At 44.2% G+C, this 19,244-nt stretch carries 22 protein-coding genes; 6 read left to right on the top strand and 16 right to left on the bottom strand.

What is annotated here, in order from left to right:
• Positions 1-17 precede the first annotated feature (17 nt).
• The 5 genes from QT973_RS15585 to ubiG form a co-directional block, all read right to left on the bottom strand.
• Positions 18-1,991 (bottom strand): ATP-binding protein, encoded by a 1,974-nt coding sequence (locus tag QT973_RS15585; protein ID WP_333391659.1) that lies wholly within the window; start codon positions 1,989-1,991, stop codon positions 18-20.
• A gap of 192 nt (positions 1,992-2,183) precedes the next feature.
• On the bottom strand, positions 2,184-2,921 hold the full coding sequence (locus QT973_RS15580) for an alpha/beta hydrolase (RefSeq protein WP_333339653.1): 738 nt from the start codon (positions 2,919-2,921) through the stop codon (positions 2,184-2,186).
• A 150-nt stretch (positions 2,922-3,071) separates the two neighbouring features.
• Positions 3,072-3,584, bottom strand: coding sequence for a flavodoxin FldA (gene fldA / locus QT973_RS15575; protein ID WP_333055432.1), 513 nt, complete (start codon positions 3,582-3,584; stop codon positions 3,072-3,074).
• A gap of 162 nt (positions 3,585-3,746) precedes the next feature.
• Positions 3,747-4,073, bottom strand: a complete 327-nt coding sequence (locus tag QT973_RS15570) for a cupin domain-containing protein (protein WP_333055435.1) — start codon at positions 4,071-4,073, stop codon at positions 3,747-3,749.
• A gap of 479 nt (positions 4,074-4,552) precedes the next feature.
• Positions 4,553-5,398, bottom strand: coding sequence for a bifunctional 2-polyprenyl-6-hydroxyphenol methylase/3-demethylubiquinol 3-O-methyltransferase UbiG (gene ubiG, locus QT973_RS15565; RefSeq protein WP_333055436.1), 846 nt, complete (start codon positions 5,396-5,398; stop codon positions 4,553-4,555).
• Between the two features lie 372 nt (positions 5,399-5,770).
• Between ubiG and QT973_RS15560 the strand changes: the two genes are divergently transcribed.
• Positions 5,771-6,502, top strand: a complete 732-nt coding sequence (locus QT973_RS15560; RefSeq protein WP_333055437.1) for a TIGR04283 family arsenosugar biosynthesis glycosyltransferase — start codon at positions 5,771-5,773, stop codon at positions 6,500-6,502.
• A 14-nt stretch (positions 6,503-6,516) separates the two neighbouring features.
• On the opposite strand, the gene QT973_RS15555 is transcribed toward QT973_RS15560, so the two are convergent.
• The 6 genes from QT973_RS15555 to QT973_RS15530 all read right to left on the bottom strand — a co-directional run bounded on the left by QT973_RS15555 (position 6,517) and on the right by QT973_RS15530 (position 10,057).
• The gene (locus tag QT973_RS15555) at positions 6,517-6,672 is read right to left on the bottom strand and encodes a hypothetical protein (protein WP_333055438.1); all 156 of its coding nucleotides are present in this window, start codon (positions 6,670-6,672) and stop codon (positions 6,517-6,519) included.
• A 455-nt stretch (positions 6,673-7,127) separates the two neighbouring features.
• Positions 7,128-7,814, bottom strand: a complete 687-nt coding sequence (locus tag QT973_RS15550) for a DivIVA domain-containing protein (protein ID WP_333055439.1) — start codon at positions 7,812-7,814, stop codon at positions 7,128-7,130.
• On the bottom strand, positions 7,697-8,275 hold the full coding sequence (gene coaD, locus QT973_RS15545; RefSeq protein WP_333055440.1) for a pantetheine-phosphate adenylyltransferase: 579 nt from the start codon (positions 8,273-8,275) through the stop codon (positions 7,697-7,699). The genes QT973_RS15550 and coaD overlap by 118 nt, the downstream gene beginning before the upstream one ends.
• A 216-nt stretch (positions 8,276-8,491) precedes the next feature.
• Complete coding sequence (locus QT973_RS15540; RefSeq protein WP_333055441.1) at positions 8,492-9,319, bottom strand: M15 family metallopeptidase; 828 nt, start codon at positions 9,317-9,319, stop codon at positions 8,492-8,494.
• 225 nt (positions 9,320-9,544) lie between these two features.
• Positions 9,545-9,769, bottom strand: a complete 225-nt coding sequence (locus QT973_RS15535) for a helix-turn-helix transcriptional regulator (protein ID WP_333209019.1) — start codon at positions 9,767-9,769, stop codon at positions 9,545-9,547.
• Positions 9,770-9,844: 75 nt separating this feature from the next.
• Positions 9,845-10,057, bottom strand: a complete 213-nt coding sequence (locus QT973_RS15530) for a helix-turn-helix transcriptional regulator (RefSeq protein ID WP_333209017.1) — start codon at positions 10,055-10,057, stop codon at positions 9,845-9,847.
• Between the two features lie 237 nt (positions 10,058-10,294).
• On the opposite strand from QT973_RS15530, the gene QT973_RS15525 reads away from it, so the two are divergent.
• Positions 10,295-10,735, top strand: coding sequence for a hypothetical protein (locus QT973_RS15525; protein WP_333209016.1), 441 nt, complete (start codon positions 10,295-10,297; stop codon positions 10,733-10,735).
• An 82-nt stretch (positions 10,736-10,817) separates the two neighbouring features.
• Here the strand turns inward: QT973_RS15525 and QT973_RS15520 are convergent, their stop codons facing one another.
• The 3 genes from QT973_RS15520 to QT973_RS15510 all read right to left on the bottom strand — a co-directional run bounded on the left by QT973_RS15520 (position 10,818) and on the right by QT973_RS15510 (position 13,332).
• Positions 10,818-11,000 (bottom strand): hypothetical protein, encoded by a 183-nt coding sequence (locus QT973_RS15520; RefSeq protein ID WP_333209014.1) that lies wholly within the window; start codon positions 10,998-11,000, stop codon positions 10,818-10,820.
• 6 nt (positions 11,001-11,006) lie between these two features.
• A complete protein-coding gene (locus QT973_RS15515) occupies positions 11,007-11,189 on the bottom strand; it encodes a hypothetical protein (RefSeq protein ID WP_333209012.1) in 183 nt (60 codons plus the stop codon).
• A gap of 61 nt (positions 11,190-11,250) precedes the next feature.
• The gene (locus tag QT973_RS15510; protein WP_333209010.1) at positions 11,251-13,332 is read right to left on the bottom strand and encodes a hypothetical protein; all 2,082 of its coding nucleotides are present in this window, start codon (positions 13,330-13,332) and stop codon (positions 11,251-11,253) included.
• Positions 13,333-13,596: 264 nt separating this feature from the next.
• Here QT973_RS15510 and typA point away from each other — a divergent pair, with 264 nt between their 5' ends.
• Together typA and QT973_RS15500 are read left to right on the top strand one after the other, a co-directional pair.
• Positions 13,597-15,387 carry a translational GTPase TypA gene (typA, locus tag QT973_RS15505; protein ID WP_333209008.1) on the top strand — a complete coding sequence of 597 codons (1,791 nt, stop codon included), beginning with the start codon at positions 13,597-13,599 and terminating at the stop codon, positions 15,385-15,387.
• A gap of 73 nt (positions 15,388-15,460) precedes the next feature.
• Positions 15,461-15,688 (top strand): hypothetical protein, encoded by a 228-nt coding sequence (locus QT973_RS15500; RefSeq protein WP_333055450.1) that lies wholly within the window; start codon positions 15,461-15,463, stop codon positions 15,686-15,688.
• 52 nt (positions 15,689-15,740) lie between these two features.
• Here QT973_RS15500 and QT973_RS15495 read toward each other — a convergent pair whose 3' ends face one another.
• A complete protein-coding gene (locus QT973_RS15495) occupies positions 15,741-15,866 on the bottom strand; it encodes a hypothetical protein (protein ID WP_333055451.1) in 126 nt (41 codons plus the stop codon).
• 858 nt (positions 15,867-16,724) lie between these two features.
• On the opposite strand from QT973_RS15495, the gene QT973_RS15490 reads away from it, so the two are divergent.
• Positions 16,725-17,009, top strand: coding sequence for a hypothetical protein (locus QT973_RS15490; protein WP_333055452.1), 285 nt, complete (start codon positions 16,725-16,727; stop codon positions 17,007-17,009).
• A 167-nt stretch (positions 17,010-17,176) separates the two neighbouring features.
• Positions 17,177-18,370, top strand: coding sequence for a JmjC domain-containing protein (locus tag QT973_RS15485; RefSeq protein ID WP_333055453.1), 1,194 nt, complete (start codon positions 17,177-17,179; stop codon positions 18,368-18,370).
• Here QT973_RS15485 and QT973_RS15480 read toward each other — a convergent pair.
• Entirely contained in the window at positions 18,325-19,173 is an 849-nt protein-coding gene (locus tag QT973_RS15480; RefSeq protein ID WP_333055454.1) for a hypothetical protein, read from the bottom strand. The genes QT973_RS15485 and QT973_RS15480 overlap by 46 nt on opposite strands.
• Between the last annotated feature and the right edge of the window lie 71 nt (positions 19,174-19,244).

Genomic DNA, 19,244 nt, shown 5'->3' with positions numbered 1-19,244 from the left:
CAATTCAAGCAACTGTCTTAACTCTGGCACAAACAAGCGGCTTCTTTGGTGCGGGCTTTAATCGGCAAATAAATCACAAACTCTGCTCCCTGCCCTATTTCCGAATTCACTTCTATTTTCCCTTGATGCTTCTCGATTATCTGGTAGGAAATTGACAGCCCTAAACCAGTTCCTTTACCCACAGGTTTAGTGGTAAAAAATGGGTCAAATAGCTTATTAATTGCATCCGGGTCAATCCCATTACCGTTATCTCTAATCTTCACCACCACTTGATTTACTCCTGCTATTTCTGTGAGGATTTCAATCTCATTGTTTCGCAGATTTGGATTGCTCAACAGTGCATCAGCAGCATTGGCTATGATATTCATGAATACCTGGTTTAACTGCGACGGATAGCACTCTACTAAGGGCAATTTTCCATATTTTTTAATTACTTTAATCGCTGTTTTGATTTTGCTGTTTAAAATTAATAGCGTGCTGTCAATTCCTTCATGGATATCGACTGGTTTCATTTCAGCTTCATCTAACCTAGAGAAGTTTCGCAGGGACAAAACAATTTGCTGAATTCGCTCAGTACCCATTTTCATCGAAGATAGTAACTTCGACAAATCTTCTGATAAAAATTCGAGTTCAATTTCCTCGATGCAGTCTTGAATCGGCGCGCTTGCATTCGGAAATTCCTGCTGGTAAAGTCCAACAAGCCTGAGCAAGTCTTGAGTATATTGGTTAGCGTGAGAGAGGTTGCCATAAATAAAGTTAACTGGGTTGTTAATTTCGTGAGCAATACCAGCCATCATCAACCCCAAACTGGACATTTTTTCGGCTTGAATTAGTTGAGATTGGGCATTTTTTAAATCGTGAAGCGTTTGTTGCAGTTGGTGCAATTGTAGGTTTAGTGTACGATCGCGATTTTCTACTTGTTCTATCATACAGTTGAAAGCTTCCGCAAGTTGACCTACCTCATCAGAGGAAGGAATGGGTACTCTACCAGAAAAGTATTCATTGCTTGCCATCCAATTCACATTTTGAGTTAAATCTAGAATTGGTTTTCCGATGATTCGGCTAACTACAGCACCAACAATCGTGGCTAGAATTACCCCTGCCCAAAAGAAACTATCTAGCCGTTGAGATAAAGTTAATTGCGTTTGCTGCACTGTCGCCATTGGGCTAAACACACCTAGAGCTATGCTATCGCCTATTTCGGAGATTTCTACCGTTTTCATTATGTAAGACAGGCGCTCAATATCTATTTTAGTAGTCGATGTCTGTGGTGTAGGTTTTTTCCAAGATTTAGAGCGAATTTGGGGAAAATTAGTAGCAATTAATTCTCCTGATTTAAAGATTGCGAAGTAGTTTTTACTCTTAGTATCAATGTTGATTCGATCCAATTTTTCGTCTGTCACTAAGTCACCGACGACTACAGCACCAACTATCCTATTCTTGCTTCTAATCGGTGCAAATCCTACTAGCAATGCTTGCGGTTTGCCATCAATGCTGACAATATTTGACTTTTCTAAGCCTTTAAGTGCTGAATTTATCGCTGCGCTATTGATTAACTTCTTATGTATGAGCGAATCTTCTCGCAACTCTGCTACCATTTCGCCCCGCCCATCTACTACTTTGACTAAATCTAGTTTAAATGTGGTTTTTAGAGATAATATATCTTGACGCAAGATGTCTGTGTTTTTCTTTTCTATAGCGCGAATAAGTTCGGCTTCTTCTGATAGCAGTTTGGCTTGCATTATCAATTGAGTCGATCGACTTTTGAAGTCTCGCACGGCTAAAAATGCTTGGTTTTCAACTTGATCGCGCACTCCTTTTTCGAGAGTGTTGGCAAATCCGATTTTAACTGTGTGTATGACTAATAACAATAGAGTGACGGATACGCTTAGAAACGGCACGATAATTTTGAGGCTCAGCGGTACTCGAAAGTACGGCGGGCTCTTGATTGAGCTGTTGTCGCCCTCGATCGCACTCCTTATATTTTTCATAATTATTAAGAATAAGACTCATTAATATATCATAATACATTAACCGTAAATTTTCATTACGGGGAGCTGCTACTGCTGCAAAGTCTTGATATATAAAGAGTTGAATCTGTAGTAAATTTTGGCAGGCTGGCGAGGAGACTGCTTTTAGCACCCCAAAACTTGTTAGTTATTTATCTCAATAGTGGCGCGAATCTAGAACCTCAAATCTAAAATCGGTTGGCGGCTGTGTAGAGACAGCCAAAAGTTTAGTATTTCTTCCCCAACTTGTTCTGGATAGAAGTGATGAAAAAAATGCCTACCCTCTTTACATTCCCAAAGTCGATCGCCCTTTTTCAGAAACTTAAGCCAGGGGCGCATGACAATAGGAGATACTACAAAGTCCGTCTTGCTACTGCATAACAACAAAGGTACTTCTACACCCCCATCGGATAAATTAGTCGTACTAAATAACGAGTGAGGCGAAGGCGAAAGTGCTAAATCTTCTTCAAAATATGATACAAATTTTTGATTAATATACTGATTTTGTTCTCCCAACATATCGCCAACCATTTGAGTTAAAATTTGTTTGCGGCTCCAGGAAAAAGCTGAAAGATGTGTATAGTAATGAGCTTGCCAATTAATAGCAGATGGCAAGCCGACAGCTAAAAGTCCCAAAGAGCTGACTTTGTGAGGATAGCGGCGGGCATACATTAAACCAATTAGTCCGCTGGTACTGTGACCGATTAGATGAATTGGGCTATTCCGCGCTTTCAAATAGTGATGTAGTAGCTCAACAGCGACATCTAAAGAGCAAGCTTCATCTTCCGTTTGTTCGTATTCCCATATTTGTATTGGTACTGAATGATTTAAGTAGTTAATGAGAGAAATATCGAATAATTGCAAACTCGGACTGGCACTTAGCCATAGCACATCATCTGAAGTATATCTCATCACTTTTAAGTTAGAAAAGGGAGCTATTAATAATTTTAACTGGTTCCCAGACTCTTCTTGGGAACCGATGTCCAAAGGCTTTGCATCGCGGAGTAAAATTGGAGGCAGATCCTGGTAACGAGTAATTGCAAAACCTGCCCACCATTAATCCTAGATCCCAAATTCTGTCTTGAGTTGAGATACCCAAGATTTTACCCGTGCTTCCGTCAGATCGGATTGGTTGTCTTCATCGATCGCAAGACCAAAAAATTTGCCATTAACTACCGCTTTAGATTCATTAAAATCATAGCCGTCTACCGGCCAATAACCAACAGTTTCGCCGCCCTGTTCCGTGATTTTCTCAGCCAAAACCCCCATTGCATCCATAAAATTATCCGGGTAGCCCTCTTGGTCGCCAGTTCCCAAATAAGCCACCTTTTTGCCGCTAAAATCAATATCATCAAGTTCTGGGAAAAAGCCTTCCCAGTCGCTTTGCAGTTCGCCGATATTCCAAGTCGGACAAGCGATAATCAGACATTCGTATTCAGCAAAATCATCATTTTCAATGCTGCCTATCTCGTGCAAAGTCACGATATCGCCACCAAATTCATCCCGAATCATTTCAGCCACAGACTCAGTTTTGCCAGTTGTAGTTCCGTAGAAAAGACCAATTGATTTCGACATTGTTACTCCGAAGGTAGAAGTTGACAGGGTTTGAGATTTCTTTTTTTTGAGTCAGGATTTGGCATTTCCTGCCTGCAATTCATGCAAAAACAGTAGACGCGATTGTGGCAAACCTGAGAAATCAGGGAGTCAAGACAGCAAGGACACTGTTTTTTCATTGGGTTAAATTTGAAAATTCATCAACCAAGCTGACTCGCTCATATCTGGGTCTGCTTCTCCGTCAATTAGTAACAGATTCAGCGTCGTTTGTACTTTTAGACTGCGCGGGATGCCTGCGGGTACAAACACAAATACTCCGGGTTTTAAAGTGACTGTTCGATCGCACACCGTGAGAGTTCCCCCTCCTTCTAAGACGGCGAGGGTTACATCTTTGGAGTTATCGAGGTCAGGTATTTCGGAATTTTTACCCAAACTCATCAGTTTTTGGCTGTCGGCGGGTTGTCCGTCGCTGATTCGATCGGCGGATGCGGAAACTATTGCTGCTGTCACGGTGATTGACCTCCAGGTACTGTTAACTTCCGGCACTTATTGCAATTAATATTCAATAAGCTACCATGCAATTTAGATAAATTGTCAAGAGTCTACCATTAAGATTTGTTACATAATGCTGTCAGACTAGGTTTAAACTCAGCACAAGCAGCCCCAAATTCACACGGAGCGGTGTTTGTGGACGCTAAGACAGCGCGACGCAAGGGCTTAACTTAAAAAATAGTTAGTAATTATTTGCAATTAGGTCTTAAAATTATATTTGTAGTGCGATCGCCAATATAGCAATTCTCAATTGCCCGCAATACAGTAAGGATACGGCGCAGTGCCTACGGAATATGTGTATTGCACTCAACAGGATAAGGTGTACCGCTGCGTGCGTACCCTAAAAAATGCAATAGAGGCGGGTTATAGCCGGATTTGTCGATCGCCCAAATCCGTCTCAAACTCGCCCCTAATGACAACAATCAACAATCAACCGACTAATTCTTCGCCCCAACGCCAACATACATAATCGACGTATCCTCATTGATTTGGATTTTAAACAACCCAGACTTTTTGTAATCAATATAGTTAGCGAAATTAACTGTTAAAAGTTGAGCCGCTTGTTTGAAAACTGCCCCGGAAGGAAACAACTGCTTTCCGCGTGTAAAATTCCCCCAAAAACCGTGCATCTGGGCTAAAACAGAACCCATTTCTCCAAACATATCAAAACCTTTAATTTCAATATTGCCAAAACCCGTATCTCGCATTACCGCAGACAGTTCCTCCGGCGTAATAAACTTTTCCCAATCGTGAACCCCCCGCCTAATTTCTTGCAAAATATTTTCCATCAGCCCAATCATCACAACTTGCGACGAAAAAGTTCGATTAATTGTATCAAAAAAGAACAATCCTCCGGGCTTCAGAATTCTGTGAACCTCAGACACAACTTGTTTGTAATCAGCAACGTGTTCTAGAACATCCACGCAAATTACCACATCAAAGGTATTGTCATCGTAGGGCATATTTTCGGCAAAACCTTGCCTGTAGTCAATCTCAAAACCGCTGGTAACTGCGTGATTTTGAGCGGCTACAATACATTTCTCCGATCGATCTATTCCAGAAACAATAGCACCTCTCTCGGCCATAAACTCGCAAGAAAAGCCGCCCCCGCACCCGACATCTAAGGTTTTCAGCCCTTGCCAATTAGTCGCGTGTCTGTCAAAAAACTCAAATCTGGGTTTATTTAGGTGGTAAAGAGCATAGATTTTAGATTTTTCGTCCCACCAATTATCAGCATTTTCGTCGTAAAATTCTAAATCATTTTTTACTTCTGTTTTCTGCACGATTTTTTCATTCCTGATTAGTGGAAAATATAGATGGCGATTGCACTTTTGCGTGATTTTATAGGACTGACGCCAAAAAAACCAATTTCTGTAGAAAATCGGATGTTTCGTGACCAAGAATTTCTTCATGTGGTACCCGCCACGTGATTTACCCGTGGAATCAATCCACAATCGAAAATAGAAAATCCTCAAGAAAGAGCATTTATCTCGCGCAAGTCAATCGAAAATCTACAATCGAAAATCGAAAATCGATTGACGAGTTCGCAGGCCGACACCAGGTTTCTGAATCCGCGCGCGTAAGTTCTATGTTCTCGTTAGTTGTGAATCGCCACAGTTTTTTATTATAATATCTCTGGCATAAATTTCAACCCGATGGATCGCGTTTCTATTATCATCCCAGCCCTCAACGAAGCGACTTGTCTGAAACGCACCCTCCGCCAACTCAGCATCCTTAATCCTCCCGCTTGGGAAGTGTTGGTGGTAGACGGCGGCAGTCAAGACGACACAACGGCGATCGCACTTTCCGCCGGCATCCGCGTTATTTCTAGCAGTATAGCCGGACGTTCCCTGCAAATGAACTTAGGTGCTCAAGTCGCCACCGGTGAAATTCTGTGCTTTCTGCACGCCGATACTTTAGTTCCCGACGACATTGTAGCAGTTATCCAGAAAACATTGTCCGATGCCGAAATTTCCGGTGGCGGGTTTATCTCCCTGATGGCTGGTTCGCAGCAAACAAAATGGGGTTTTTCCCTCCACAATTACCTCAAAACTTATTACGCGCCGCTGTTATTTCGACCTCATTTATTTTTCCAAGGATTGCGCCTGCTGTTTGGCGACCAAGTTATTTTTTGTCGCCGTACCGATTTTTGGGAATGCGAGGGTTTCGATGCTGCGCTGCCAATTATGGAGGAAGCGGATTTGTGTTTGAAGTTAGTGCGACGCGGGAGACTTAAGTTAGTCAATCGGGTAGTGGAAAGTAGCGATCGACGAGTTGCGAGTTGGGGCGAATTTAAAGCTATTGCGATCTATCTTGCGATTGGTTTTTTGTGGGGCTTTGGCGTTTCTCCCCGGTATCTCAAGCAGTTTTATGAAGACATCCGCTGAAACACAAAATTTGATTAAATTCCCAAAATGTACTGGCTGTAATTTTTGGGCAAAACTTTCTGCAACAGGTAAATAATCGCCCAACAACCTAACAAAGTCCCCGTAACTAAAAAGCCGAGCTTCAGCAGGGGATTTACCGCGTCAATAAACTTATAAAACACTAACAACACATATAGCAATCCTAAATGATTCAGATAAATTTGTTGGGGTAGTGCTAAGGATCGCGAATTAAATAACTTACAATTTTAATTGTTATTGTGGGATGGGCTCTTATAGCCCGTCCAAAACGGACGGGCGTCCCGCCCATCCCACTTTCAAGAGTGGAAGTTATTTAATTCTCATTCCTAAGAGTGCCTACCCCCTATCTATCGGGCAACCGGGCGTGGGATTGCCCCTACAATAATTATGCAAATGATGCGAGGAGTGCTATATAGCAATCCTAAAAGAGTCGTAAATTTTTTACCCCATCCCAACCCTCCCCGCGGTTTCGGGGAGGGAGTAAGAAATTCACAAATTATGCGAGGATTGCTATAGAGACTATTGCGAAAAAAAATCTACTGCGAAAAAAAATCTACCTAAATTAGGTAGACTTTTAGAAATGTTCAAGCAATGAGTTCACTGTGGGCTAACCGTTGTTGTGATGAATGTGGGACGCAGAAACACTATCCAACTGATCGCGCCCGTTGCGGATCACGCGCAGCATATCGCTCAACTTGTGCTCGATATTATCGAGCACTTGGTCGGCATAATCATCGGCTCCGTTTTGAATTTCCTCGCATTCAGCCATCGCCCTGACTCTCATCTCTTCCAATTCCTCTTGAGCCTGGTAGCGAATTTGTTCGACTTCCGCCAGCGTCGCCTGCTGAATTGCCTCGCAGTCGAGCAAAACTTGCTGGCGCAACTGATCTGCCTCTATCTTCGCCTGCTGGAGCAGGCCCATATCGTTTAAAATTTCTGCCGCTCTCTGTTCTGCTGCTTCTATCACTTCCTGAGCGTAAAGTTCTGCCTCTTGAAGCAAGTCGTCCTTGTGCCGGATGATCGTCTCGGCTTCCTGAAAGGCGATCGGCAAATTTAGCCTCACCAAGTCTAACTGATCGAGCAACTGTTCTTCATCCACCAGAGTGCGTCTGGTCATGGGAATTCGCGGGCTGTCGAGAACAATTTCCTCAAGCCGATTCAATTCCCGCTGGATGTCTACTCCTGCGGTTCGGGTGGGATCTCCGAAGGTGGCTGTGTTCTGAGGTGATTCGTTCTCAGTGCCGCGTCCGGTAATGTCGGGTTCGATGCGAGTTGGTTCCTGCTGGCGTAACATTTGTAAATATCTAGGGCGACGTGTTTCGGAACAAGATGATCTACGGAGCCACCAAACTTGGCTATTTCTTTAACTACACTACTACTTAAAAAGCTGTACTCGTTAGAAGTTGCCAAAAAAACTGTTTCAATTTCACCCAGAAGGGTTTTATTGGTGTGGGCCATCTGGAGTTCCATTTCAAAATCTGTTAATACCCGGAGCCCCCGCAGCAGCACTTTGGCTTGTCGAATCTTAGCATAGTTTACTGTCAAACCCTCAAAACTGTCTACTTCTACATTTGGCAAGTGTTGGGTAGAGCGCCGGATCTGCTCGATCCGTTCCTCTACGGTGAAGAGAGGGGTTTTGCTGGGGTTTCTGACTACGGTAACAATTACCCGATCGAACAGTTTAGATCCCCGCTCGATAATGTCTGCGTGACCGAAGGTAATGGGGTCAAAGCTGCCTGGATAGATTGCAATCACGAGTTTGGCTCAACGGAGTGGGGGGGAGTGGAGGAGTGGAGGAGTAGGGGAATGGGAGAGTAGGATAGTGGGGCAGTGGGAGAGTGGGGCAGTGGGAGATGTGGAAAATCTTCCTTCTTCCTTCTTCCTTCTTCCTTCTTCTGACGGACATCCGTTACATCCGTTACATCTCGCGCAAGCGAATCCGTTGCCGAACTTCCTTCTTCCTTCTTCCTTCTACTTTTTCATCGAATGAGCTTTGTAGAAAGTTTCGAGGCTTTGCTTGTCGCCCACAAACCGCCAGTGCCAAGGCTCGTAACTGACGCCTTGGCGATTGTTTCTGGGGAAGGACATTTCAAAGCTGAAGGCGACGGCGTTGGCTTCTAACCACTTGAATGCTTCGGTATTTTCAAAACTGGGGCTGAGGTTGTGTTCCGGGGCGCTGCCGTCGCCGATGTCGATCGCATAACCGGTGTGGTGTTCGCTGTAACCTGGTGGGGCGCTGACTTCGGCTCGCTTGCTGGCGTTTTGCCTGCGTTCGGCTTTCACATCAAAAAATACGTGCTGTTGGTCTTGCAGCGAGCGAAAGCCGGATATGGGAGCGAAATAGATGCCTGATGCTGCGGCGGCGTTGACCATTTCCTGATATTTTGCTGCTGCTGAGGTGCGGAGTTTGACGCTACCGTCGGAGGTGACGCTTACCAAGTCTTTGGCTGGTGCTTCTGGGTACGGCAAGTGTCCCAGCAGGTTTTCTGGGAGTGCGGGGACTTTTGGGGTGGTAGCTGGACTCGGGACAGACGGAGACGCGGAACTGGTGGGCGCTGAGTCTTGTTGAGTTTGCTCTGCCTGACTGGTGGCTGGGAACAAGTTAAAGTTGAGGTGCAGCCAGATGCTGACCCCAAAGGCTAAGGCGGCCAACCCTAGCAGTTTCCAAATCAGCCCTTTTTTCTTAGACTGACTCTGCCCTGCTTCTGGGTATGGGTGATCTCGCACTGCTTCTGGAATTTCGTCGGCGACAAGCTCCGAGGCTTGCGGGGGTTTTCTTGACAGACTAGCGTTATCCAAGCCAGCTCCACTCCTGCACTTCAATAAGGCTCAACGTTACAAATTGTAGATCGATATGGGCGATCGAACAGCTACAATTGCCGCTGAGAATATATCATCTCTTTCACACTTCGCCCCGTCCCATCCGCCAACTCTCGCATCTGTTGCTTGGGCCCACAGTCGATCGTCCCTGCGATGTCGCACTGGTTGGCGTTGGTGGCGCTGGTTTATTTTAAGTGTAATTTGTTACTGTTGTTCGACAAAATCCAACAATTCTTCGATCGACACATCAAACGTCCGCGCCAATTTTAGCAGAGCACCGATGTCAGCCATTGCCATACCGGGCGATCGGGCATAACTTTTAACAGTATTGTAGGATACTCCAGAGCGATCGGCTACTTCTTTGAGCGTCCAACCTTCCCTAGCCGCCAACTCTCTAATTCGCAATTTTATTAATTCGCCTCTTGACATGAGGGTGAAATCTCACCTATAATGTTTTATATACATAAACGTTAAATCCCCGACTGAGGAAACGCCGGTGCCAACCTATTCTTCCACGACCTCAAACAAGTCTTCAATCAACAGGTCAAAAGTTCGAGCTAATTTTTGCAAATGAGTAACGTCAACCGTTGCTAACCCGGGCGAACGAGCATAATTCTTAAGCGTGCTGTAGTGAACTCCCGATCGCTCAGAAACCTCTGTCAAAGTCCAACCCTTCTCGGCAGCCAGCTCTCGAATCCGCAACTTAATCAATCCCATTTATTGACAATAGACCAGTATTGGTCTTAAACTATTTACATCATAAATAGCGATCGCCCCCCGGCCTCGAAAACTGAAGAGCGAACAGCTATTTATTCAAATGACCGACAAATTGGAATTCACCAACAAAAAGTAGGATTCACCAACAAAAAGTAGGATTCACCCCAAATCAAGTCGGATTCACCCCAAACAAGTCGCAGTCACCCCAAACAAGTCGGAGTCACCGAGTCACCAACCATGATACCAAAACAAAACTCAGAAGCCAAGCAAATAAATCCACTCTCTCGCTTTGTAACCAAAGAAGCAGTGGCCAAAGTCTTGAAAGTCAAGCCCGAACAGATCCGCGAGATTCGCTGCTGGGCTTACGTCATCCACGTTGTGGGAGTTGGGATCAGTCGGTTTGTCAGCTACGGAGATATGCCACCAATTTTAGGAGTCGAACCGCCGACGCTGCAAGATTGCATTCGGTGGCGGAAACGCTGGAGAAGCAGCCAACATCAAGCACCGAGATTTTGGGTAGATTTTTATGAGGGGAAATTTCGCCAGTCTCGTAGTGTGGAAGAACTCTACAACTGGGGCAAATTAGTAGGTAAGATTAAGCAAGGGTTGTTAGCATCGCAGGTAAAGTGGCTGCGGAATATTTATTGTGTAGCGAAAGAGTGTTTAGCGGCTTTTTGAGAAGGGGCGATCGCATTATCCTCTCCCATAGCGCGTTAATGTGCGTTCATCTCCGGTTAATAAAAAGAGCGAGCTCCCAAAATCAAACCTTACTAACCTCAGCTAATTCTGCAACATCACTAACCGAACCTTCGTCTTCCCCTTTCTCCCCTTCATCAACCGCAACTGTTAACTTCAATCCCAAAACCTTCAGCCAATTAGCCAAAGCATAAATTGTCACGCTTCCATGATGCGACAGCAAAACAGCTAATTTTTCCAGATGCAATGAGGCCTACTCATCTGACATAATTGGTTCCCCAAGAGCCTCAAATACATCTCGAAGTGCTTTGAGCATGATTCCTAATTCCAAATCTCCTGATTCTTCCTCAAATATCTCTGTGAGGTAGCCAGCAGAAAAATTGGGGTCTTTGAGAGTTTTAATTTTAAACGGATGGTAAGGGACACTTTTAGGCATTTTATCGACCCCTGTATTCTAATGACTACAAGTCTTGACGGAGTTAAGGAAATTGAATCTACTAATATCCATGAGTATCCAAATATTGTTCAAAAGTCTCGTCGGTTTCGTCTGGATCGTAGCCGAAAACATCCTGCATTACCGCTCTATAATACTCTAATCCCTCGCCATCGGAATCGTGCACATCTACGTCCCTACAGCTTTCCACATCTAATGCCCTTTGCGATCTAGAGGGCTTCACGGCGCGAACCTTTCCCTTTGACAATTGCTCCAAACTTTTACCTACAGAGAGCCGCCAAGGATTCATTTCATTAGCTTGCCTCAGACACTCGATCGCATCTGCTGTTCTGTTCAACTTCGCCACAGCAAATGCTTCTCCAATTAGAAATATATCTTTTTCTTTTTCCTGTTTTAGTTCCTGAAATACTTGATTTGCCCGGTCGAATTTACCCGCGCCCAAAAAAGAGCAACCCATTAAAAACTTAGAAGTTTTTTGATCTACATTTCCTTTGTCATTTAGCGCTGCTTGTAATTCTTTTTCTGCTTGCTCCGATCTACCTAACAATATTAGTCCCAGAGATAAAGTATGAATTACATAGGAGTCTAATTTACGCTCTCGGTACTTTTCAATGATTTGAATAGCCTTTGCATACTCTTCTTTGGTGATGTAAAGTCTTGCCAGCCGTTCAGCGATATAATCTTTTTTTTGCCTTTGCTTTTCCTGAGAACGAGGCAAGTTGAGCGACTGAACTAAATACTTTTCCGCTTGGTCGCGATAATCAATAGCTTCGGGTTTGTCTGACTGACCGTAACCGCTCAAAATCCAGTATTGAACAAATGCCGTTTTGCCGAGAGAATACAACTTCTCAACACCCTCACAAACACCATTTATTGCAGTTGTGGCAGATTCACCCTCCGGCCTGTCACATTCCCAACATTTATAAAAATATCGCCACGCATTGTTAGCATTTTCTAAATCTTTGGGAACGTAAGTAATACAATCTTCCTCACGAATATTGTGACGCAATCTCAATGCAAAAACTGCTTTGTCCCACTCATTGACAATCATTTGATAGTAGGCAGAGCCGAGGCTGTATAGCGACTTGATATATTCTTTGCGACAACGGCTGCGCTCTCGGTTTTGCTGTGGATTGGTAGGATCTAGTGATTCCCAAATTTGGAGAGCTTTCTCGAAAGATTCAATTCCTTCTAGACGTTTTTGTTTTGCAAGTTCTAAATTTCGCTCTTTCCAATAGGTGTTAGGTAGGACTTCTGCAAGTAAATATCCCTTTCGGTAGTGGTCTTTGATGCGATTAGGAGCTAGGGAAATTGCCATATCGTAATATTTAATTGCTCGCTCTGCCTCTTGTCGAAGTTTTCCATCACGCCTATTTCTAGGTGTTTTTAGTTCCATCGCATTCTGATAGTGTAAATATGCTAAATTTGCTAAATAAGTAGGATTGTTCGGCAGTAATTCGACACACCGCAGGCGCAGCATTTCCGCTTCACTGCGATACTTACTCTTGCGATTTAAAAATTCAGTCTTTTCTGGCTCTTTTCGAGGAATATCTTCTACCGAAACCTCGGCTAACTTCCCACAGGCAAATCCGACTTCGCTCAAGATTTCGGCATCTGTCCATAGGGGGTGCTGGCTGAGACGATCCAGGGGGGAAAACTTGTTATATATACCGCCCCAATCACTGCGATTTTTCAACAAGTTAATTTCATTTGTTAGAGTTGAATCCCCAGAATTAGGTGGTTTCATTACAGCTCTCATTTGGTCGTTATCCAGCACACAGCAGAAAGGTAAATAAGCACCTTGTTCGAGCGCTCCTGCCCCGATCATTTGCCCCCGAAGACGTTTGTAAAAATCCCCCGACGTAATATTTAAATCAGCTACAACAGAAAACCGAATGATTACTTGCGTGTCTGTTCGATAAAACGAACTTACTCTGAGTTGTTTAGCTTTCCGAATATTCTCCTCTTTTTTCCAATAAATACCTATTACATCTTCAATAGAGTCAAGAGTGATAGCTGGGAAATTAGGGAACAACGCTACTATTTCATCTAAATATCTGCCTTGATAGGTGATTTGCCCTTGTTGAAACCGCGAATCGTCTGCTCTGGTTATAATTGTTACCACTTTTTAAACTCCTGGATACAAAGACCCTGCTTAGCTGAAGTTAAATGCTTTACATGTCAGCGTATAAGCTCTATAGCGCTGCTGAGCTACCGCGATCGCGATTCGCAGACACTGGTGCTTATTATAACTCAAATTATAAAAATGCGGGTCTCAGTAAGTCAGGCAAGAGGCCAATCCCGCAGATTGCCCGATCGCCCCTTGACTCCATGCGCTACAATTATTAAGAAATCTTTAGTTCGATCCGTTTAACGTTCCAGACGCATTATGAGTCTTCCCATTCGCAACGTCGCCATCATTGCTCACGTCGATCACGGCAAAACCACCCTTGTGGACGCTCTCCTCAGACAGTCCGGGATCTTCCGCGAAGGGGAAGAAATCCCAGATTGCGTCATGGACTCCAACGACATCGAGCGCGAACGCGGCATTACCATCCTTTCCAAAAACACCGCCGTCAGGTACGGAGAAACCCTGATCAACATCGTCGATACCCCCGGACACGCGGACTTCGGCGGAGAAGTCGAACGAGTTCTCGGCATGGTTGACGGCTGTCTGCTGATCGTAGACGCCAACGAAGGCCCGATGCCGCAAACCCGCTTCGTGCTCAAAAAAGCCCTAGAAAAAGGACTGCGCCCGATCGTCTTTGTGAATAAGATCGATCGCGAGCGAGCAGACCCCCACAAAGCCGTCGATAAAGTTTTGGATCTGTTCCTCGAACTAGGTGCTGACGACGATCAGTGCGAATTTCCCTACCTCTTCGGTTCCGGCTTAAGCGGTTACGCCAAAAAACACCTCGAAGACGAAGGGGTAGATATGAAGCCCCTGTTTGAAGAAATCCTCGACCACGTACCACCCCCCGTAGGCGACCCCAACAAGCCACTACAACTGCAAGTAACCACATTAGATTACTCAGAATACGTCGGTCGTATCGTCATCGGCCGCATCCACAACGGCACGATTAGAATCGGTCAACAAGCAGTCTTAATCACAGAAAGCGGCGCGCTTGTCAAATCAAAAATTACCAAATTGATGGGCTTTGAAGGCCTGAAGCGGATTGATATCCCAGAATCTTCTGCTGGTAATCTTGTCGCCGTTGCCGGTTTTGCTGATGCCTATATTGGCGAAACAATTACCTGTCCGAACGACCCGCAAGCGCTGCCTTTAATCAAGGTAGACGAACCAACTTTGCAGATGACTTTCTCCGTGAACGATTCGCCGTTCTGCGGTCAAGAAGGAAGTTTTGTGACATCTCGGCAAATTCGCGATCGGCTAATGCGAGAACTCCAAACTAACGTCGCCTTGCGCGTCGAAGAAACCGACTCTCCCGACAAATTTCTCGTATCCGGCCGTGGCGAACTCCACCTCGGAATCCTGATCGAAAATATGCGTCGCGAAGGATACGAATTTCAAGTATCCCAGCCCCAAGTAATCTTCCGCGAAGTCGGCGGTCGTCCCTGCGAACCCTTTGAATGTTTGGTGTTAGACGTACCCGAAGAAGCAGTCGGCGGCTGCATCGAACGCCTCGGTCAGCGGAAAGCTGAAATGCAAGATATGCACGTCAGCAGCACCGGTCGCACCCAAATCGAATTTTCGGTCCCCGCTCGCGGTTTGATTGGATTCCGAGGCGAGTTTATGCGCTTGACTCGCGGCGCTGGAATTATGAACCACAGCTTCCTCGACTATCGCCCCCTCGGTGGAGAAATTGTCGCCCGTCGCAACGGAGTATTGATTTCCTTTGAAGAAGGAGTTGCAACTACTTATTCACTGAAAAATGCTGAAGACCGCGGCGTGTTTTTCATTACCCCCGGAACCAAGGTTTACAGAGGGATGATTATCGGAGAAAACAACCGAGATGATGACATGGAGCTGAATATCTGTAAGTCGAAGCAGTTGACAAACCACCGCGCATCTGGCGGTGAAGAATTGGCGCAATTGCAAGCACCAGTCGATATGAGTTTGGAGCGCGCTTTGGAGTACATCGGTCAGGATGAATTGGTGGAAGTAACGCCACAATCAATTCGCTTGCGGAAGGTTTCTAAGAAGTTGGTCAAACGGTAAAACCATTCTAGGGTGGGGTGTAAATCCCCATCCTAAAAATCTCACTCTCAACTGTTAACTGTTTTTAAGGTCTATGGCAATAATTACGATTCAAGTTGATGACAATATTAAGACAGCGTTTGAAGAAGCCAGTCTTAAGACTCAGCAAGAGTTAAGTTCGATTATTCAATTGTTTTTTAGACAAAATTTACACAACAAAACTTTAACCCAGGTTATGGCAGAAATTTCTGACAGAGCCGCGCAGCGAGGCTTAACACCAGAAATTTTACAAGAGCTTTTAGCAGATAATAATGACGAGTAGATTTGTACTAGACACGAATGTTTTAATCAGTGCTTTACTATATTTTGAATAATTATGTTTCTATAAATTTTTCTGCATTCTCAACTTCTTCGATAGCTTCATGAATTCTTTGAAATAAGTCTGCATCAAGAATCTTAAGCAAATCCTTTTCAAAACTATTTTTAAATTCAAGATTCATGCTTGTTGTTTGAGAATTTGGAAGATTCGATAGCGACTGACTGTTTCAGTATTTTCGCCTTCTTGGATAGCATTTTCCATCCCTATATCTTCTAGGGCTTCTGTAAGAACAGTTAATTTACTGTTTAATACTTCTTTTTCCAGCTATTGACATAACTGCAATTTTTCTGGATAAGGCAGTTGTTTGACTAGGGCTAAGATTTGTTCAAAGTTTAGGGAAAGTTGATAGTTAGCTAGAGTCATTGTTCGTTATGTTGAGGGCTTGTCTATATTTTATCTCAAATCGCGGGTGGCCAGAAACCGGGTTTTTCCCTTGAATACTTCGCCGCACCTCGTAGAAACTCCCAAAAACCCGGTTTCTTTGCTTCTCGCGGGGGGCCCAGAAACCGGGTTTTTTCGAGCATACTCGCCGCACCTCGTAGAATCTGCGAAAAACCCGGTTTCTTAGATTTGCGGGGTGGCCAGAAACCGGGTTTTTCCCTTGAATATTTCGCCGCACCTCGTAAAATCTGCGAAAAACCCCGTTTCTTTGCTTCTCGCGCAATCAGAAACCGGGGTTTTCCCTTGAATACTCGTCACACCTCGTAAAATCTGCGAAAAACCCCGTTTCTTTGCTTGTCGTGGGGTAGCCAGAAACCGGGTTTTTCCCTTCATTGACCAATAATTTCAAAGGTGGTACTCGCCACGTGATTTATCCGTGGAATCAATCCAAAATCCAAAATCTAAAATCCTCAAGAAAGAGCATTTATCTCGCGCAAGTAAATCTAAAATCTAAAATCTAAAATCTAAAATCGATTGACTTTTTCTAAAAATTGTCATATACTACCGTAAAATATGCCTTTTAAATCCTTACCAGGTTATGTCATACCTCAAATCTTCCAATTTACTCTTGGCTTGTCTTTTAAGTACCAAAGCTAGCTTGTTCTTAATCGCTCCAGTTCAAGGAGCTTTGAGTGCTTATTCACAAGATAATACCGCAAATTCTCGCATAGAAATAGAAGTTGTTAACCTCGCAACCAACGACTCAGACTCCTCAGATTACTTAATGTTAGTTGCTGATGCAGGTTACGATCGAGGTCAGGATTACGATCGAGGTCAGGATTACGATCGAGGTCGTCAAGGCCGTCAAGCCCGGCAGGCATAAAATCTGCCATCAAATACAGGACAAAACTTTTTTTATATGGGATCTTCTTCTGGAAGCATCCCATATTTTTCAAAGCATGAATTCTGCGGTCAAATGTTCTCAGTTCGATGAATTGACCTACCTGGAAACAACTCACAAATTATTATTTGCACGGCGGGATATAATTTATGAAACTTTTACAAGTTCTGCTGCATCCCCATTCCGTAGATAAATTTTTTCAAGAATTTTGGACAAAGCAAGCTGTATTTATCCCAGGTAACAATTCGGCTAAATTCCAGCATTTATTTGATTGGAAAAAGCTGAATAATTTGTTGAACTACCAGGAAATTAATTATCCCGATTTGCGGTTTTCCCTGGATGGAGAATCTCTACCATCAGCCAAAGCGGAGCGATGGCTGGAAATGCTTCAGCAAGGAGCAACCTTAATTATTAATAGCGTACACAGTCGGGTTCCAGAATTAGGGGAATTTGCCGCCCATATCCGTCAAGAAATAGGTTATCGAAGTCAGATTAATCTTTATTGTTCGCCCCGTTCCCAAAAGGGATTTAATTGTCATTACGATACCCATGAAGTGCTGGTTTTGCAAATAGAGGGCGAGAAAGAATGGTGGATTTTTCCAGAGACGATCGCCTCTCCTGTTTCTGCAATGCGATCGGCACAACAAATTCCTCCCGATGAACCCCCTTATCTCCAATGTACCCTCAAACCGGGAGATGTTTTATATATTCCTAGGGGACATTGGCATTATGCGATCGCCCGTACTAATCCGTCAAGTGATGAATCTTCTCCTTCCCTGCATTTAAGTTTAGGAATTGATTGTCAAACCGGGTTAGATTGGTTGAATTGGCTGGGAGAAGAATTGCGGCAAAATTCAGAATGGCGGTCAAGTTTACCGCCGATCCGTCAAGGGGATGTTGCAGCAGTTCAACCTGATTTAGAAAAGTTGCGCGATCGCCTGATTTCCTGGCTGCAATCCCCGGAGTCGATCGATCGCTATCTCGATTATTTAGACTACAGCGATCGCCCACCGCTGCCATTTTCTTTTCCCTATCAACTGGGCAGCAATATTTTCGATCGAGGACTGGAAACCCGGTTTATTTGTTCCAACTTACATCCGGTTCAAATTTTACCCAGGGGGGAAAACGAAACTAAAATTACCATCGCCTCCAAACAAGCGAATATCAAAGGAATTCCTGCGGATTTAACAGCCAAACTATTTCAGCCAGAAGGATTTAGCCTGCTAGATTTAGCAGACTTGTGTCCCTCCCTGGATGTAGAAACAGAAGTCATTCCGCTTTTAACTCGGTTAGTGACTCAGGGGATTTTACTGGTAGAAGCTTCGGCCTCTATTGAAGAGTAAAATTCCTGGCGAACTTGAGAAACTAACCAACCGCCAAATTCCCGGAAAAATACGATTAAACCCGGGCGATTTTGACTAGGTTCTAGGGCTAATTCTACAGTCTTTTTCATCGCACTCTGTTGCTGGGGAAAATAAGCAGAAAACCTTTCGTAGCAATAATATAAATCTACGGTATAGCTTTGGTCTTGTTCCATAACCAACTCAAACCCCGTTCGGATCGCGCGCCTCGCAATCCAGGCACATTGTTTTTTTACTTGAGCCGAAAAATTCAACCGATCGGGGGATAACTTTTGTAAAATATCCAGAGTTTTGGCTAAATCTGCTTCCCAAGTAACAGCATAGTCGATCGGGGAATTTCCCGGCTTAAATTTGGGAAAGTTGAATTTGATATCTCCGGCTATTTTCAAGCTGGCTGTCTGGATAACTGTTTGCCAAATCGAATCAGGTTGCTGGATATTTGACAAATCTAATAGCTGAATTTCTACTTTTTTACAAAATAGGTAACGCTGATTGAGTCGATGGCCAATCTTCCGAGACAAAGTAATATCTTTGTCGGTGATTTCGCCGGACAAAATAGCAAAACTGTCTAAATCGGAAACCAGCCGAATTGCCAAACCGCGAGGTACAGAACCGCGCAAATAAAGCCCCTGCAAGCGATTTGACCAAACTTTCAGACAAGCTTGTTTCAGTTCTTCTACTAAAGCTTTCCAAGGCGGCAGTATTTTATCGGCATGGCAATCATTGATGATAAATCCTGCGGCATCCGTCGCGAAGAGTTGACCCCAAGGCAAAATTTCAGTCATCTATTATCCACAATTCATTTATTACAAGATCGGGGTCAGAAGCAGAAACTCGGTTTTTTTGTTCTCTGACC

The sequence above is a fragment of the Microcoleus sp. Z1_A1 genome, from assembly GCF_036700305.1.
Lineage (GTDB): Bacteria > Cyanobacteriota > Cyanobacteriia > Cyanobacteriales > Microcoleaceae > Microcoleus.
This window is presented reverse-complemented; position numbering and strand designations above follow the sequence as displayed.